Raw genomic sequence first — 16539 nt, forward strand, 5'->3', positions numbered from 1 at the left:
CGGCGGTCAACTCACAATGCTGCAAAAAACGCAGGGAATTGCCCTTAGCTACATCCGTTACCGCGAAACCTCCATTATTGCCCGCATCTACACCGAAGAATTTGGCCTGCAGGGCTATCTGGTCAATAGCGTCCGAACAGCCCGCAGTAAGAATAACAAAATTGCGCTCTTTCAGCCACTGACCCTGCTGGACATGGTGGTTTATAACAAGCCTGATCGCGATTTACACCGACTGTCGGAGCTCAAAACGAGCTATCCATTCCAGAGTATTCCTTTCGACGTCAGTAAATCAACGATCGCACTGTTTGTGACTGAGCTATTGAACAAAGTGCTGAAAGAAGAAGCGCCCAACCCGGCGTTATTCCGATTTCTGGTCGATTCGATCGTGTTTCTGGAAACTGCTCACACCCACTTCGAGAATTTCCACCTTGCCTTTTTACTCAAACTCTCGTTCTTTTTAGGCTTCGGCCCCGAATCGGCCCGCGAATTTGAAAGTCAGCTCCGTGAAAACTCTTACGCATTTCTACCCGATACCGAAATGGAAACAGCGCTGAATATCATGCTTCGACAACCACTCGGCACGCCCATAAAACTCTCCCGGTCTGCCCGAAATGAATTGCTGGACGCCCTGGTTGGCTATTACCAGATTCACATCGATTCAATTGGCGAAGTTAAGTCGCTGCCTGTTCTGCGAGAAGTACTTGGGTAAGGCAGGTTTCCCCTGCCTTTAATGTTTATCAACAAGCGGGTTTCCACCTGCTTTACTTCAGATTTTCCGTTTCAGCTCAAAGTGTTGCCCCAGGTATAAGCGCCGGACCTGCTCATCGTTGGCCAGATCTTCCGCCGTACCCTGTTTCAGAATTTTCCCTTCGAATAACAGATAAGCCCGGTCGGTGATGGACAGCGTTTCGTTTACGTTGTGATCGGTGATCAGAATACCAATATTCCGGTGTTTGAGCTTTGCCACGATGCTTTGAATATCTTCGACAGCAATAGGGTCGACCCCTGCAAAGGGTTCATCCAGCAAAATAAATTTTGGATCGACCGCCAGGGCACGCGCAATTTCCGTACGACGACGTTCTCCTCCCGACAATACCTTACCTTTATTTTTTCGTACATGCGAGAGGCTAAACTCCTCCAGCAACTCTTCCATTTTCTCTTTCTGGCGCTGCTTGGGCAGACTGGTCATTTCAAGCACAGCCAGGATGTTTTCCTCAACCGACAGATCACGAAATACGGATGCTTCCTGTGCCAGATACCCCAGCCCCAGTCGCGCCCGCTTATACATGGGCAAGTCGGTCACATCCGTATCATCAATAAAGACTTTACCGCTATTCGGTTTGATAAGCCCCACCGCCATATAAAAGGAGGTTGTTTTACCAGCTCCATTAGGTCCGAGCAGGCCCACAATTTCACCCGTTTCGACCTGATACGATACGTTATTGTTGACCAACCGGGACCCGTATTTCTTTATTAAATTTTCAGTTCTGAGAATCATTCGAATACTATAGCAAAACGGCCTGAACCGAACTACGTTTTCCACGCAGTTATTCCAACAAAGGTCGGGCTATTCCAACGTACTGGCAAGCGTTTTTCGTCACGATACGCTTTAAGCACTGATTATTAACAATTATTAGCATGATTATTCTCAGGCTGCATCCGGGTATTTTCTACTAAACTCAATTGGCACTCACAATGATATCCGTTTATCTTTGCTGTTGAAGGGGCTATTCACCCACACCACTCTATATAGGCATAGTTACTACATACCCTAATAGCCAAGCCTAGCCGATGCGCTTAACCTCTAATCAAGCAACTTTAAGCACCTCTTTTTATTACCGACTTGGTATCAGCCTGACTATTTCTATTCTCCTATGCCTTTATTTACCCCGGTTTCTGACTGTAGGTACCTTTACCGACGGGCCAACCTATGCGGCTTTGGCCCGCAACATGGCCGTGGGGTATGGCTCGTGGTGGGCTCCTCGCTATGGTGAAGTCGATTCGTTCTGGCTGGAGGGTGTACGGGGAGATTCTTTTTATGAGCACCCACCCTTAATGCTGATTATCGAGTCTTTTTTCTTTCGCTCCCTGGGCGACCACTGGTGGGTAGAGGAGTTGTTTTGCGCATTGATCGGGGTTCTGTTTTTATGGCTTTTAGGATTAAATTGGCGTCTACTTTTCCCCACTTCTCCCCTAAATCGTTTTAGTTGGCTGCCTATATTATTCGTCTGCCTACTGCCAGTCATCCGCTTTTGTATTACCAGTAACCACCTGGATAGTCTATTGCTGGTCTGGGTTCAATTTAGTTTCTATCAGCTTTGTCGACTCATCTTGAGAGGCCGTATTTCCGGATTATACTGGGCAGCCTTTGGCATTTTCCTCGGATTCCTTACCAAAGGCCCATTTGCGTTATTTCTGCTGGCAACGCCTGCATTGTATTATATCGCCAGGCCAGGTGGACCTTATCCAGTTGGGCGTGCATGTAGCCAAACCGCCTTGCTCACAGTTGTAGTCGCCCTATTAATAGGTGCGCTATTCACGTATTCGCCTGCCCGTTCGTTCTTCAACCACTATTTCAATCAGCAAATTATAAGAGCCCTGCAGGGCACACGCTCCGATTTTAGCGAATCTTCTTTAACGGGTTGGGGTCGTTTCTTTGTTTTAGTCACGCTGGTAAAAAATTTACTTCCAATGGGCATAGTCAGTGGTGTAAGCCTGGCCTGGACAAGGTGGCGACTAAAACGTCCGCTGACGTTTTGGACAGGCAACCAACACATCTTACTCTGGCTGGTCCTGATTGGGCTAAGTGGTATCCTGCCCATCATGGTAAGCCCTAAACAAAATGCCTACTACATTGCATCGGGTGTTCCATTTCTGGGTATTGTCATCGCTTTTGTTTTCGCAGGTTGCCTGACCGAATGGCTGACAGCTCGGTCAACTAAACCTACCTTTTTCATTCAGCTAATAAGCCTCTCAACGCCTATTCTTATCAGCCTGGGGCTGACGATTCTATTTATAAGGAATAATGTATTGACAGGCACCGAACCCCATTTTCGTCGGGGCATTCACGAAATTCTGGCATTGAAGCAAATTCCTAAAGGAACCGTTGTCGCAGTAAAGGATAAAGAGCTGATTACAAAAGCCTGGGGACTGAATATGAGCTTACAACGCTTTGGCCGGATTACTCTGACTATGGATACTACCCTGACTCCTTACCGGTTAAGTCTGATCAAGCAAAGCCAACTATATACACCCGATTTTTACCCAGTCGAGCAAGTACCCAGTTTTGGTATTCAATTTTGGCTGCCAAAAGCGAAGCATCAGCCTGCTATTGCCACGAATCGTATCTCTGCCCACTAGGCTTTTACATCTTTCAGGATCAACTGTAAAGACACGTTTCCATTATACACGTTGTGCTCTACCAGATAGCATATCGAGAAGGGTTTACCGGGCTGAAGATGCGCGGCAACATGGGCCAATCCGAAACCAACGGCAGTTAATGTGTGCCCCGACCGCCCCTGACGAACATTGATTTTCAGATGTTTGTCTTTCATAATAAATGGCTCCCCTGCCAGATAGACATCGTCAGTCATGAAAATCGGCTGCATGTTGTGAGGTCCAAAAGGCCCCATTTGCTTCACAATTCGGACAAGTTTGTCAGAAATCTCGCTAAAGTCGAGCGGTAGGTCGATATCGATGAGCGGGGTCAGGTGCTCTTCCTTAATCGTACGCGAAACGACCTCTTCGAACTTCTGGCGGAATGGCTCGATATTATCGAGAGGCATGGTCATTCCAGCCGCAAACGTATGCCCACCAAACTGCTCCAGCAAGTCGGCACACTCTTCAATGGCTTCGTACACGTCGAAACCCGGCACCGACCGGGCCGACCCTGCCGCCTTGTCGTTCGACTGCGTCAGGATGATGGTTGGCCGATGAAAATGCTCGATACAGCGTGATGCGACAATACCAATTACACCCTTATGCCAGGAAGCATCGTATAATACGGTACTTTTTGCGCGAGTCAGCGCTTCGCTCTGTCGAATCATCGAAAGTGCCTGTTCAGTAATGCTGCTATCAAACTCTCGTCGGCTATTGTTGTGTTTATTGATAGCCAGCGCGAATTCATCAGCTTCGTCTTTCGACTCTGCCAGCAAAAGCTGCACAGCTGCTTTGGCATGCTGAATCCGTCCTGCCGCGTTGATTCGTGGGCCCAGACCAAAAACCAGGTTAGAAATATCCAGTTCCCCTTTTGTGAAACCCGCTACGCTAATTAATGCTTTTAATCCGGTACGAGGAGCGGCATTCAGGTATTTCAGGCCATAATAGGCCATCACACGGTTTTCACCCGTCAGCGGGACAATGTCGGAAGCAATACTTACGGCCACCAGATCCAGATACGGGTAAAGCACATCAAGCCTAATACCAGCCTTCAGGCAATAAGCCTGCAACAGCTTAAAACCTATGCCACAACCACTTAGCTCTTTATAGGGGTACGAACAATCGTCACGCTTGGGGTCCAGAACGGCAACGGCATCGGGTAATTCGGCTCCAGGACGGTGGTGATCACAGATAATAAAGTCGACACCCAGCGCTTTGGCTTCCGCCACCCGCTCCACGGATTTGACGCCACAGTCGAGCGCAATAATTAGCGAGAATCCGTTTTCAGCGGCCCATTCAACACCCTGTTTCGAAATCCCATACCCCTCTTTATAGCGATCGGGAATGTAATAGTCTATCTTTGCATGATAGTTTTTCAGAAACCCATAGACCAGTGCCACCGACGTTGTTCCATCCACATCATAATCGCCGTAGATCAGGATTTTCTCGCTCCGCTCGGGACTCAGGGCTTTTTGAAGCCGCTCAATAGCCCGGTCCATATCGTTCATCTGGAATGGATCGTGCAGATGCCCAAGTTCGGGACGGAAATACAAACGGGCTTCATTGAAAGTGGTCACCCCCCGTTGTACCAGCAGGGCCGCCAACGCTGGACTAATTCCCAAAGACTGCGTTAATTCATCAATTATCTCTCCGTATTCCGCCTGGTTAGGGTACGGTTTAGTGATCCATCGTTTTGGCGGAAGTGGGCGCTGGGCTATCATATATGCAAAATAAATCCGTTTTTATAAAAACACCGTACTGTATGTTGCTTTGGTTTTCACTTTTTGGCCTCTATCTGACGCCCCATACCGCTCCTTCGTCACCTAAAAAGACGACGCTAACCATTGAGGTTCATAACCTTAAGTCGCAAAAAGGAGCTGTTTTTATTGCGCTATTCAAGCCGGGAGAATCATTCCCGAGTGGGAAGCCCATAGAAGGAAAAAAGTTGGACATACAAGGCAATAGTGTTCAGACAACCCTCAGTGTTGACCCAGGGGATTATGCCGTTGCCGTTTTTCACGATGAAAATAATAATGGGAAACTGGATAAAAATCTGTTCGGGATTCCTAAAGAGCCGTATGGATTCAGCAATAATTTCCGCCCCAAAATGTCGGCTCCCAAATTCAGTGATTGCCAGTTTACAACTGGAGATGGCGGCAAGTCGATCCGAATTGCGGTAAAATGATTGGGAGACTTCGCATTGACGCCCAGAATAGGCAGACCTGATTAACCACTACTTTTTCTATACAACAAACAGCCTCTGACTCATACGAGTAGAGGCTGTTTTAAATACGCAGTTAAAGATAGGCTATAGCGTAGAGGCTATGCACTCCTAGTGCCAGGGTAGCCGAAAAGTTGCCGTATTGGTATTGATTGGTTTGGGCTGGGTATTAACAGAATCGGTAACGGCTTTAAAGCGTAAATAAGGTTCCGGTGTATCGACCTGTAGTTCGTGGTCGAATTCGATAATATCGCTGGATACATAGATGAACTGCTTTAAAAATTGCTGAAGGGCTTCATGTTCATCCACATTCAAATACATGCGTACCACATTACCAGTTGATGAAGTCCCCCGAATGACAATTAATTTATTCATGTACTGCTGAGTTGAATTTACTTTCTAACTCCTTGCAGACAAAGCCCGTCTAACAAAATGATTAAACGGTACAACCTATTGATAAACAATCATAAAAGACAACATTATATTTCCATTATAGAAAATTAGTAACATTAGAATAGAATCCGCAACCCATCGGCACAACGAACAAAAAACCCGGACTTCAACGTGAATCCGGGTTTAATTCCTTTTTCTGGTAACCCATTCAAATGAGTTCGTAGGGCATAATTACTGAGTAGAAAACAAAATGCCCATCCTGCCAGCCAATTATAACTATAATTTAATGGGCTGCTGTAACGCTCATAAGCAATACAACTACTGAACTGGCCATTTTTAGGGCGATTAAGATTCACGGCCACCCAATGAGTAAGTCATGTTTTACCCGGCAAATAAATAAACGACACACAACTATCTATAACCAATTAGTTGTGGGGATGTTTTTGATTTTTAGCTGAAAAATAACTGAAAAAGAAGGGGTAAACTGAACCAGTAGTAAGATTACACTCCACTCCTATCTGGGCAGTTTCAGAGGATAAGCAGATGGGGGAATAAAAAAATAATTTGAAACAAAAGATAGAGAATAAAGGCGTACCAGGCCCCGGAATGGTCCAATGAGTCAGTATCAACTACTTGTAAATTAACTACCTTGGTGCTCTAATCAACTTTTATATATCATGTTTCTATCCCCAAAATTCCCTGACAATTTTCCTGGTGGCAACGCTGACCTTCACTCAGTAAGACCCCACATATCTGGAATTCGAAAAGATCAGCTTATGAGCCTAAAAGCCTCGTTTCTTAAAAAGGAAATGGACGTGGACGATTTATATAATCTGGCCCGTATTGCTGACCATTACCGAAATCAAACAGGCTTATTCTTATCAAACCTTGGCAAAGAAAAGAAATGGGGCGATAACGAAAGCCTAAATTTTGAGAAGACTTTTATTGATCTACTTGACTCATATATCGAGGAATAGGGTCAACTGAGTTAATCGGCTGTAACTAGGCAGCAATTGGATTCGGCATTTCATCGTAGGTTCGACCATTAAGCAATCGACCAGATTCCTTTTTGTTTTTACCTCCCCACTGTTTAAAAAAGAAGGCGACACCAGCCCGTTCGCATTGCAAACGAATGTCCTGAACCCACTCTTCTTTAATTGGCCGTGGTCGGTGGCCAGATTCACCCCCGACTATTACCCAATCAATACCCGCTAAGTTTAGGTTGGGTAATGGTCCAATTAACGGTTCTAGCGATAGGAATTTTACCTGAGCATTTGTACTACGCAGATCATCAATCCGGTGAACTACCCTGTGATCCTCAACAGAGACGCCCATCCAGATATTTTCAGTCCAAGTAAGCTGCTCTGAATAAATTGCCAGTAAATCAGATCGCTTGGTTAATACCTGAAACGTGTGCTGAGGACACTGATTCATAGTAGTAAACACCTGTTGAATAAACGACAATGGAACGTCTTTATGAAAAAGGTCGCTCATTGAGTTCACAAATACAGTCCGGGAGCTTTTCCATTCGAAAGGACGGTTTAGCTCTGATTCATGGGTACGCACTGTCTTAAAACTGGCACTATACTTCTCCTGGCCCATCGCCCGGAGTCTTCGATGCATTATCTCAGCATAACAGAACTTACAACCTGCCGATAATTTATCACAGCCAGTCGTAGGGTTCCAGGTCATCTCTGTCCATTCAATCGAAGATTGCGCCATAATTATTTAAAAGTTAATATGCATTCATCTGTAATTAATACGCTCACTTTATGAGCGATATTATCAATAAATTTAGCGGAAATTTTTTCATCATCTACCATTTTTCTTAAAGTTTTCGCATAATGAGAAGCACAGTAATTTTTTGTTGTGTGATGTATATCAAATAAACGCCTAGCCGATAAAGTTTGCCCTTTAAATCTCTCAACTAGATCTAAAGACAAATAGTAAACATTTAAATCCCCAAATAATGTATCATTCTGTTGCAAACTACCTAATTTTTTGGCATCAAACATGTACACACCGCTACTTTCTAGTATAGAGCCAATATTATCAAAATCATAATAGATTTGCTTGACTAACTCAAACCCTTTTTTATCTTTTGTAAAATGAATTATAAAGTGGCTGGTTGCTGAACTATCTTCCTCTTGAAATTTAAAAGCACAATGGTACAAAAATCGCTTGCAATGTAGATTAAACTCCTTAGCTACATTTTCAATTATTAAATTAAGTCTTTCATAAACTGTTGATTTATACCTCTTATCATGTTTTAGAGAATCAAAGGAAGTGGGAAATATAGCACGCATTAGTTCTTCAAACTTATCATTCTCAATTGCAGCATTTATGCGCTTTATATTAAAAAACAGAAACAACTCGTTACCCCAGTGCTCAAGAAACTTTGCTAAAATTTTTGTATCAATATCTTTATAGCCAAAAGGGTCAAAAAATAGTAGTGTGGGTTTGGGGTTCTTTTTTTGCGCTTCTCTGGATAAATAATCTTGAATACCTTCGTCTTCGCCAACAGTTTTATCAGCGAATCTAGGCTCGATTTTAAATGTACCTACTGGAAAATGCTTATGAAAGTTTACTTTTAACTCTTCAATATAAGTATTATCATTGAACATCAATCTAACTTTTTCACTCAGATTGGCATCTTTAGCAACATGTTGTGATAATAATATTGGGGTTGATAAAGAACCGTCTTCATATTCACCCGGACCAGAAAATAAGTCTAAATAAATAATTTCTTCCTGTGGTCTTGACAGCAAAATCCGAGCATACTGAGGAAAATATTCTGCAACTATTTTTGCTTTAATTAGTGATGATGCAGTCTGCTTTTTAAAAAAGTCTTTAACGCTCATTTATTACAAAAGTTAAGGTGAGGTGATTAGATTATTATTTCCTTGAAAGCTTCTTCTCAAGAGCCTTAATACGCTTTCCCTGCTCAATACCATGCAGCGTCAACTCCTCGATTTCCTGAAGCAATAGCGCGTTTTTGTCGATTAACGTCCATTGGGAACCTCGGCTAATACAAATCGCTCCATTTGATTTAACAGACTCATAATTTCCTTATCAATAAACTGATAATATGCTTTCGTCTTTCTGATCGGGGTTGATCTGTCGCGCAATTCAATGGCATGATAAGCAGGAACGCCATACAATTTTATGTTTGTGATGGTTACCCTGAAATAGCCATCATAACACTCTATGCTCGTAGAGTAACTACCACCAGGCCAGTACATCACAGTTTTATAGTCACTCGGTCCGCCATTAATGACCCCACTGGAAATAACGTCTCCTAACATATTATCACTAATGTTAAAAGCAGTTGTTGGGGTATTAATTTTTAAAGGCAAACCATAGGGAGTCGTAACGGTTGTTGTGGCATGAAAAGCAGCCCACCGGCGAACCTGTCGAAAAATATCTTCCCGACTGGCATTGACTTTATAGGTTGCCTGATAGCTACCCATTCCATATTGTATAGGTATAATACCTAGAATTTTATCGTTTTCGATTTCGGCAGGTATAAAACTGGCGCAGCCAGTAAGTGAAGCTGCAATAAGGACAATAAACAGGTGTTTCATGGACAGGATGAGTGGAGTGGACTATTATTGATTCAAAAGCTTTTTCTTCTGAGCGTCGTATTCCAGTTGGGTTATAGCGCCGGAATCAAGTAGTTTTTTAAATTTCAATAGCTCATCAGCTACACTACCTACTGGCTGACTGGCTAATACTATCGATTTTCTATACTGAGAAGGGGGCAGGAGTTCTCCGGCTTCGATGGCGTTCTCGATTTGGATATAATAGCGAACCCCTGATCGGACAATCGCAATCGCTGTAGATCCACTTGTCGTAAATTCTTTCACCACTAAACGGGTACCAGGGTACAGATTGTCCAGATAATCTTTACCCATGAATCCATTTCTACGGGCCAAGGTCAAATTGGCGGGATCCTGGTAGATAAAGGCAAACGATTTATCAGGCATAGTCCCTTTACCCAGTTGCAGGGTGTCTCCCGTTTTAATAATCCAGCCCTGAGCTGAGGAGGGTTGATACCCATAGTCAAAATCCTCACCAATCAACCGTTTCCCCTGGTGCAGATCGGCCTCAGTAATGGTCGTTGTTTTTTTAGGGCGGGGATGCCATTCCTCTTGCGCCTGTACGAAGAGGGGCCATACAAGGAGAAAACTTAAGAGGTATTTCATTCGTCAGAAAGGTGTGCAGCTACTTGATGGGTTAGCCCTATTGTCGTCACAGAGTCATCTGAAGGGCCTATTTTCGTCGTCTGCGGATCAACAGCCAGATACCTACGCCCAATAAGATCAGTAGAAAAAGGGGCTTCAGTAAGCTGCCCTTGTAGACGACACCGTAATAATCGCCGGGTTGGGGTTCGGGTTGGGTCGTATTCATGGTAAGGTCGTGTTTAGGTGTGTTTCTCAGCTAGCAAAATTCGGTGTAGGTTTCACAAAAATCGTCCTTCGTAGCCAGCGCCTTTCCAGGAACCTATGGTTGATTCCGATTGAAGGGCACGATAAAATCAACTGTTTTATTTTTATCCTCAGCCAGTAGAGTAAATGAATACTCATCAAAGCGAACGACTCGATAAGCAGGCATAGTGAAACCGCGTATATCAGCTTCGACAAAGAGTTGGCTGCCTTCATTGAATATACGTTTGATCTGAATCGGGGTAGAAATATTTTCCGTCGAATATTCCGACTTTGTAATAGCCATGCCCTTTAAGAGAATAATCTGGGTAGTTGACATTAGCAGTTTAGGCTCCCCGATTTTCTTTAAAAAGTCATCCTTGTTAATCGTGTTGTTGGTATAGGCGACACCAGTATAAATTGTTTCGGCTGCTTTTGAGGCCTGAAAGTAGCCACCATAGTGATTGCCATCGGTTTTCTGATAGGCCATATAAACCAGGTTCGCCCCTTTCATAGCCGCTTCCATTTTCAGTTTTTTCATGGCCCGATCTTTCACTTTGTCTACGTTGGAATAGATTGTTCCCCCACGGGCCGAGGAGCTTACTTCGCCCAGCTTGAAGAGTCCTTTCGTATCCCCTTCTACCTGGGTAATAGTGACCTTTTCGAAATCTTCAACGGATCGGATCGGACTAAGGGCGGTGGCTTCAGAAAACACCTGAACCCGGCCCGATCGGAACACGATTTTGCTAATCGTGTTTTTGTAAAGGGAATTAGGCAGCGTTTCGTTTGGGTAGGTAAACTGTACAGCATCGGGGGTGACCTCCTTTACTGTGCAGGCTATTTTTTCGTTATTGGTGTAGATGGTATCAAGTTGAGCAAAACAGTGGCTAGAAAGAAAAAGAACACAGATAAGGAATAGGTAGCGCATTATATGGAAAGGTTTATGGTGTTGGTAATTTAAAAAATCGGCCTTCGTAGCCAGCGCCTTTTCCAGGGTGGCTAATGCAAGCAAATCTATGTTAAACACAAGCATCACGCAAGCCATTGCCAACGAAAGGCTAGCAAAACACAAACATTTCGTCATACGTATAACCGAGTACAAACCGGGGTGACATAGGCCCATAGATGTCAACAGCTTTTTGGGGTATATTTTAAATTTATAGCCGATTATCGAAAAGTTTTTGTAATTTTACCCGGCAAATAACACAACCTGCTTATTTGCTCATGAGCTTAGATACCAGTAAGTTTCTTTACGAGGCTCTCACCTACGACGACGTACTGCTCCTGCCCTCCTACTCGGAGGTTCTTCCCCGCGACACCAGCACCATTACCCAACTTACCCGCAAGATTCAGCTAAACATTCCGCTTATTTCGGCGGCTATGGATACCGTGACCGAATCGGCACTCGCCATTGCCATGGCGCAGGAAGGGGGTATTGGTATCATCCACAAAAACATGAGCATCGATGCTCAGGCCGACCAGGTTCGCAAGGTTAAGCGTTCGGAAAGTGGTATGATTATCGATCCGATCACGCTTTCGGAAACGGCAACCCTCGGCGATGCGCATAAAATCATGCGTGAATCCAAAATCGGTGGTATTCCGGTCGTCGACGACAATGGCAAACTGATCGGGATTTTGACCAATCGCGATCTACGCTTCCAGAACGACCTCTCGAAGCCCGTCACCGATATTATGACCCGCGAAAAGCTCGTTACGGCACGCCAGGGCCTTACCCTGGAAGAAGCGGAAAGTATTCTGCAACAATACCGCATCGAGAAATTGCCAATCGTCGATGACGACTATAAATTGGTTGGGCTGATTACATACAAAGATATTCTCAAGAAAAAGAGCCACCCCAACGCCTGCAAAGACGAACTGGGCCGTTTACGGGTAGGTGCAGCGGTGGGTGTTACTCCAGACCTCAACCGCCGAATCGAAGCACTCGTTAAAGCGGGAGTCGATGTTATCAGCGTCGACACGGCCCACGGTCACTCAAAAGGGGTGTTGGATGCTGTGCGGGATATTAAACAAAAGTTTCCCAACCTGGAAGTCATTGCCGGTAACGTGGCTACCGGCGAAGGTGCCAAAGCCCTTGCCGATGCCGGAGCCGATGCCGTAAAAGTAGGTGTTGGTCCGGGCAGTATCTGTACCACCCGTATCATTGCCGGTATTGGTATGCCCCAGCTAACGGCCGTCTACGAATCAGCCAAAGCTTTACAGGGAACAGGCGTCCCCGTTATTGCCGATGGTGGTATTCGCTTCTCCGGCGACATCACCAAGGCGCTGGCCGGTGGTGCCAGTACCGTCATGATTGGCTCGCTCCTGGCCGGAACCGAAGAAGCGCCAGGTGAAGTAGTTCTGTATGAAGGTCGTCGGTTTAAAACCTACCGGGGAATGGGGTCCGTTGAAGCCATGGAAGAAGGCTCGAAAGACCGCTACTTTCAGGATGCCGAAGATGATATTAAGAAACTGGTTCCAGAAGGTATCGTAGGGCGCGTACCGTTCAAAGGTAAAGTGTCCGAGATCGTTTACCAGATGGTAGGTGGGCTGAAAGCTGGTATGGGTTATTGTGGTGCCGCCGATATTCCTGCTTTACAACAGGCAAAATTCGTGAAAATTACGTCAGCCGGTGTTCGCGAAAGCCACCCCCATGATATTCAGATTCAGAAAGAAGCGCCGAATTACTCGTCCCGATAAAGTACGGATTGGCTGGAAAGTCCCAGCTTTCCAGCCAATCAATTTGTAATACTCACTTTTCCAGTGCCCTGCACGTTCAGTTTTCCAGTTCCAAAAAACTGAACTCCTTTTGCCAGTCCCGTATAAGCGTTCGGAATCGTTACCGTGTGTGTATCCATAATCTGAACCGAGCGCGTGCCATCTGGAATGCAGTTACAATTCCAGGTTGACGCCACATTCCAGTTTCCCGATTGTACAGAGTTGTAGGGCGGAGGCACCACCACCGTTACTGTAGCATTCTGGCTTTTATCACTTACGCATATTTTCGTTCCGGTTGTCCGTTCACAGCGGGCATAATATTGTGTGGTTACGGTTGGCGAGATCGGCATAGTCACCGCAAGGTCATCCGCTACCTGATACCACCGTACCATTGTTCCTTCGCCAGTGCAGCCGCTTGCAACCAGTGAAACAGAATTGCCCATCGTAAGGGTTGTGCTGGATACAATTGGTGAGGCCGTTGTCAGTACCGTAAACGTCGTAGCAACCCGACAGGCCGAATAGTCGGGCCTGGCAACATAAAACGTTGTCGTACCTGGCGTGGCCGTATTTGGAATACCTGACCCAGCCACTCCTACTGGATTGAACAGGGTATCAGTTGCAATGGGCGCCCCCCCCGTCGATGCGGTAAACCAATTCGGCGGACCAGCAACAAAGACAGGACTACTCGCCTGTAAGGTGAATGGCCCCGTTACACCCCCAAAATAAGTAGCGGCCACGAGTACATAGGTGGTATCTTTTGTGAGGGTATGCGTCAGTTGAGATAAATAAGCCGGGCCACTATCGTCGTCGCCATGAAGGAAATTGGTAGCTGGACTAGCCGGATTAAACGGTGCTTTATAGAGCGACAAATAAGTGTCATTGAATCCATCACTTAAACCTGCGTCCGAGATGCCGACCGTTAACGGACCACTAACCGGAGCCGTAAAGGTAAACGATTGATAATACACCGTATAGCCTGCTATATAGGTGGTAGCATCATCGCCCGATGCCCGAACATAGGTTGGTGAACTGGTAGATAAGGCTCCCTTTACAGTATTCAGAATCAGTCTGGCAACAACAAGGCCTTCACCCGTTGGCACTGCCGCATTCTGGCATACCGAATATGAACGGACCGTTGGTGTACTAACAGGGTTCACCACTACGCTAACAGACTGAGGCAATGTACCGACTACGCAGCCACTTGGGTTAAGCAGAAAGCTATATTGAACATTGATGGATTGGTTCGTTGTATTGATCAGGGTTTCGTTAATCACTGCCGAGCTGGCGCTGGCTGTAGCATTGCTAATACCTGTTACGGCTGGCCGCGTCCAGCTAAAACTCACGCCAGTCGTACTTGATGTGGCAGTGTAAGTAAATGAGGTTCCTGAACAAACCGTAAGTAATGTTGGCGAACTAAGCGTATTGCCCCCAAAAGGCGTATAATCCTCTATCACTGTTCGGTCATTTGACGAAGCTCCTGTGGACGCATTCGCTCCTAAACCCCTGCGTGCAAATGCCCGCCCGATGGCACACCGATACCGGCCGCCAAATAAAAGTTGATCCGCCTGCAAAATCGCGTCTCTTGATTGCACAAAACTTGGGCTGCAAGGCTGTAATCGTAATCCTTCATTGACTAGTTTCAGGGCCGCAATATTGCCCCGCATTGCCGTTACACTGGTTGGCGTATCGTATATATACGGTGTGATCTGGTTATCCTGCAAAATAATTTCCCAGGTCATATCCCATAACATAGTCGCCCAGATTGAGCCCACACCGTGCGGAATTGAGAAACCAGTATCGCCCACCTTAGCATAGGTCACAGCCCCATTTACATTCGCCATATCGTAGGAATACGGATAATTTCTGATCCCTCCTCCAGTTGTCGGCTCTCCAATTGCATAGGTGCCAATACCCCGTGGTATATTGGCGCTGGTTACAGTTGCACTTAACGAAGACCAGTTCGTAGTAAGCATAAGTGCCAGATAATCACTCCAGCCTTCGCCCCCCTGCTCGGCGTTCTGCAAACAGGACGAGTTACCGGGGCCGCCCGTTAATCGAGTCGACCAGCCATGAGCATATTCATGCGCGATGATGCCGTTATCAAAGTCGCCATCAGCCTGGTACGTAGTCGGAATAGTCCAGAGGTACATCTGCATACGACCATTCGTCCCATCGGGAGGTGGATAAAAATTAGCGTTGTTAGTGCCTCCTCCATCCTGTGCATCAGCATAGACAAAATCATTTCCCAACCCTCCTCGCCCACGGTTATTGTTCTGGAAATTTCCACTGGGTTCATCAAAACCAAATTTCCATAACACGTCGTGAAGCAGGTTGTTCCAGTAAAATAGATTGGTGATGGCGGCATTCTGGTTACTGGCGGCCGTGTTCAATCCTAGCGTGTAGGGATAATTAAATTCTTTCGTTGCCGAAGTCGGACTGTACCCAATACTATCAATATCTGTTGTGTCTTCCTGCGCCCAGACGTTATTTCCGCGCGTTGTCAGGTAGTTCGTCGTTCCGTCATTATGCCACCCATTAGTCGTGCTGGGGCCAGTCCCGGAAGGCACAAAACGCGTATAAGGATTTACAGAAACGGTACGGGAACCATGATTCGGACTTTCGATTGGATAATCAAAAACGGTATAACTATTCGCCACAAAGTTTATCTTGTCCTGGCCAAAATAGCGGACCTGTTCTCGATTAGTCGTGCGTACTGATGAATGAGTTGCCTGATGGGCCAAGCCGAAATTACAGTGTATAACGTCGTCCGTTTTCTGAACAATATCGCCCGAGGCCGCATCTACGTGAATATTCCAGCCCTTTTGAGCATCTTTGGTCAGAAAGCGCACATTCCAGGTAAGCGCCAGTTTGTCAATCTGTTTTTGTCCTTTCTGATCTACTTCGACCGGCAACCAGTAGAGTTTGACATTAACTTTTTCATCCGAAAGGGCTGGTATCGAGAAAACACTCTGCGTAAGCGTTCCATCGGTCAGTTTCGTAGTAATTAATTCCCGGATGGCAGTCAAACTGACCTGCGTCAGTCCCACGTTGGCAACCGCTTTCTGTAAGGCAGCCAGCGGAGTTATCAATCCTTTCAGCGACCCTTTTTTGGATACAAAGTCGACACGGGGGATAAAATTATGCGTAAGGTAAGTGACCTGGCTATCGACCAGTACCACATTCATAAGCCGGTTGTAGATCTCAACCGACTGGTAGGCCTGATTAAAATAAACATGATACCAGCCCGTAGTAGGCGATTGATACGCACTCGATACAATCGATCCAGTAACATCGGTTGCTGTCAGTTTGTACGTTCCGGCATTGGTAACGATATACCGTTTTGCGGTTTCAAGTTCAGTTTGTGCATAGGTTTTCGAAGCGCCGAACAAAAAAAGTACGGCCATAAGA

At 45.7% G+C, this 16539-nt stretch carries 15 protein-coding genes; 5 read left to right on the forward strand and 10 right to left on the reverse strand.

The window, feature by feature from the left end; all coding sequences use genetic code 11:
• Nucleotides 1-16: 16 nt before the first annotated feature.
• Entirely contained in the window at nucleotides 17-709 is a 693-nt protein-coding gene (gene recO / locus B5M13_RS17930) for a DNA repair protein RecO (RefSeq protein WP_080059973.1), read from the forward strand.
• 57 nt (nucleotides 710-766) lie between these two features.
• On the opposite strand, the gene lptB is transcribed toward recO, so the two are convergent.
• Nucleotides 767-1498 (reverse strand): LPS export ABC transporter ATP-binding protein, encoded by a 732-nt coding sequence (lptB, locus tag B5M13_RS17935; protein ID WP_080056972.1) that lies wholly within the window; start codon nucleotides 1496-1498, stop codon nucleotides 767-769.
• A gap of 293 nt (nucleotides 1499-1791) precedes the next feature.
• Between lptB and B5M13_RS17940 the strand changes: the two genes are divergently transcribed.
• Nucleotides 1792-3360, forward strand: coding sequence for an ArnT family glycosyltransferase (locus tag B5M13_RS17940; protein WP_080056973.1), 1569 nt, complete (start codon nucleotides 1792-1794; stop codon nucleotides 3358-3360).
• Here the strand turns inward: B5M13_RS17940 and recJ are convergent.
• Complete coding sequence (gene recJ / locus B5M13_RS17945; RefSeq protein WP_080056974.1) at nucleotides 3357-5099, reverse strand: single-stranded-DNA-specific exonuclease RecJ; 1743 nt, start codon at nucleotides 5097-5099, stop codon at nucleotides 3357-3359. The two genes, B5M13_RS17940 and recJ, sit on opposite strands and share 4 nt — an antisense overlap.
• Nucleotides 5100-5140: 41 nt before the next feature.
• Here recJ and B5M13_RS17950 point away from each other — a divergent pair, with 41 nt between their 5' ends.
• The gene (locus B5M13_RS17950) at nucleotides 5141-5563 is read left to right on the forward strand and encodes a DUF2141 domain-containing protein (RefSeq protein WP_080056975.1); all 423 of its coding nucleotides are present in this window, start codon (nucleotides 5141-5143) and stop codon (nucleotides 5561-5563) included.
• A gap of 147 nt (nucleotides 5564-5710) precedes the next feature.
• Here B5M13_RS17950 and B5M13_RS17955 read toward each other — a convergent pair whose 3' ends face one another.
• The gene (locus B5M13_RS17955) at nucleotides 5711-5974 is read right to left on the reverse strand and encodes a hypothetical protein (RefSeq protein WP_080056976.1); all 264 of its coding nucleotides are present in this window, start codon (nucleotides 5972-5974) and stop codon (nucleotides 5711-5713) included.
• Between the two features lie 695 nt (nucleotides 5975-6669).
• On the opposite strand from B5M13_RS17955, the gene B5M13_RS17960 reads away from it, so the two are divergent.
• Nucleotides 6670-6969 carry a hypothetical protein gene (locus B5M13_RS17960; RefSeq protein WP_080056977.1) on the forward strand — a complete coding sequence of 100 codons (300 nt, stop codon included), beginning with the start codon at nucleotides 6670-6672 and terminating at the stop codon, nucleotides 6967-6969.
• Between the two features lie 25 nt (nucleotides 6970-6994).
• Here B5M13_RS17960 and B5M13_RS17965 read toward each other — a convergent pair whose 3' ends face one another.
• The 6 genes from B5M13_RS17965 to B5M13_RS17985 all read right to left on the reverse strand — a co-directional run bounded on the left by B5M13_RS17965 (nucleotide 6995) and on the right by B5M13_RS17985 (nucleotide 11344).
• The gene (locus B5M13_RS17965; RefSeq protein WP_080056978.1) at nucleotides 6995-7714 is read right to left on the reverse strand and encodes a DUF5131 family protein; all 720 of its coding nucleotides are present in this window, start codon (nucleotides 7712-7714) and stop codon (nucleotides 6995-6997) included.
• Nucleotides 7715-7716: 2 nt separating this feature from the next.
• Nucleotides 7717-8853 carry a three-Cys-motif partner protein TcmP gene (gene tcmP / locus B5M13_RS17970; RefSeq protein WP_080056979.1) on the reverse strand — a complete coding sequence of 379 codons (1137 nt, stop codon included), beginning with the start codon at nucleotides 8851-8853 and terminating at the stop codon, nucleotides 7717-7719.
• Between the two features lie 141 nt (nucleotides 8854-8994).
• Complete coding sequence (locus B5M13_RS17975; protein ID WP_080056980.1) at nucleotides 8995-9576, reverse strand: hypothetical protein; 582 nt, start codon at nucleotides 9574-9576, stop codon at nucleotides 8995-8997.
• Nucleotides 9577-9600: 24 nt separating this feature from the next.
• A complete protein-coding gene (locus B5M13_RS33880; RefSeq protein WP_080056981.1) occupies nucleotides 9601-10197 on the reverse strand; it encodes an SHOCT domain-containing protein in 597 nt (198 codons plus the stop codon).
• 67 nt (nucleotides 10198-10264) lie between these two features.
• Nucleotides 10265-10402, reverse strand: coding sequence for a hypothetical protein (locus B5M13_RS33480; protein WP_155297280.1), 138 nt, complete (start codon nucleotides 10400-10402; stop codon nucleotides 10265-10267).
• Nucleotides 10403-10495: 93 nt separating this feature from the next.
• Nucleotides 10496-11344, reverse strand: coding sequence for a hypothetical protein (locus tag B5M13_RS17985; RefSeq protein WP_155297281.1), 849 nt, complete (start codon nucleotides 11342-11344; stop codon nucleotides 10496-10498).
• A gap of 296 nt (nucleotides 11345-11640) precedes the next feature.
• On the opposite strand from B5M13_RS17985, the gene guaB reads away from it, so the two are divergent.
• Nucleotides 11641-13113, forward strand: coding sequence for an IMP dehydrogenase (gene guaB / locus B5M13_RS17990; RefSeq protein ID WP_080056983.1), 1473 nt, complete (start codon nucleotides 11641-11643; stop codon nucleotides 13111-13113).
• Between the two features lie 38 nt (nucleotides 13114-13151).
• Here guaB and B5M13_RS17995 read toward each other — a convergent pair whose 3' ends face one another.
• A complete protein-coding gene (locus B5M13_RS17995) occupies nucleotides 13152-16535 on the reverse strand; it encodes a M36 family metallopeptidase (RefSeq protein WP_245859371.1) in 3384 nt (1127 codons plus the stop codon).
• Nucleotides 16536-16539: the final 4 nt, after the last annotated feature.

The sequence above is a fragment of the Spirosoma aerolatum genome, from assembly GCF_002056795.1.
GTDB lineage: Bacteria > Bacteroidota > Bacteroidia > Cytophagales > Spirosomataceae > Spirosoma > Spirosoma aerolatum.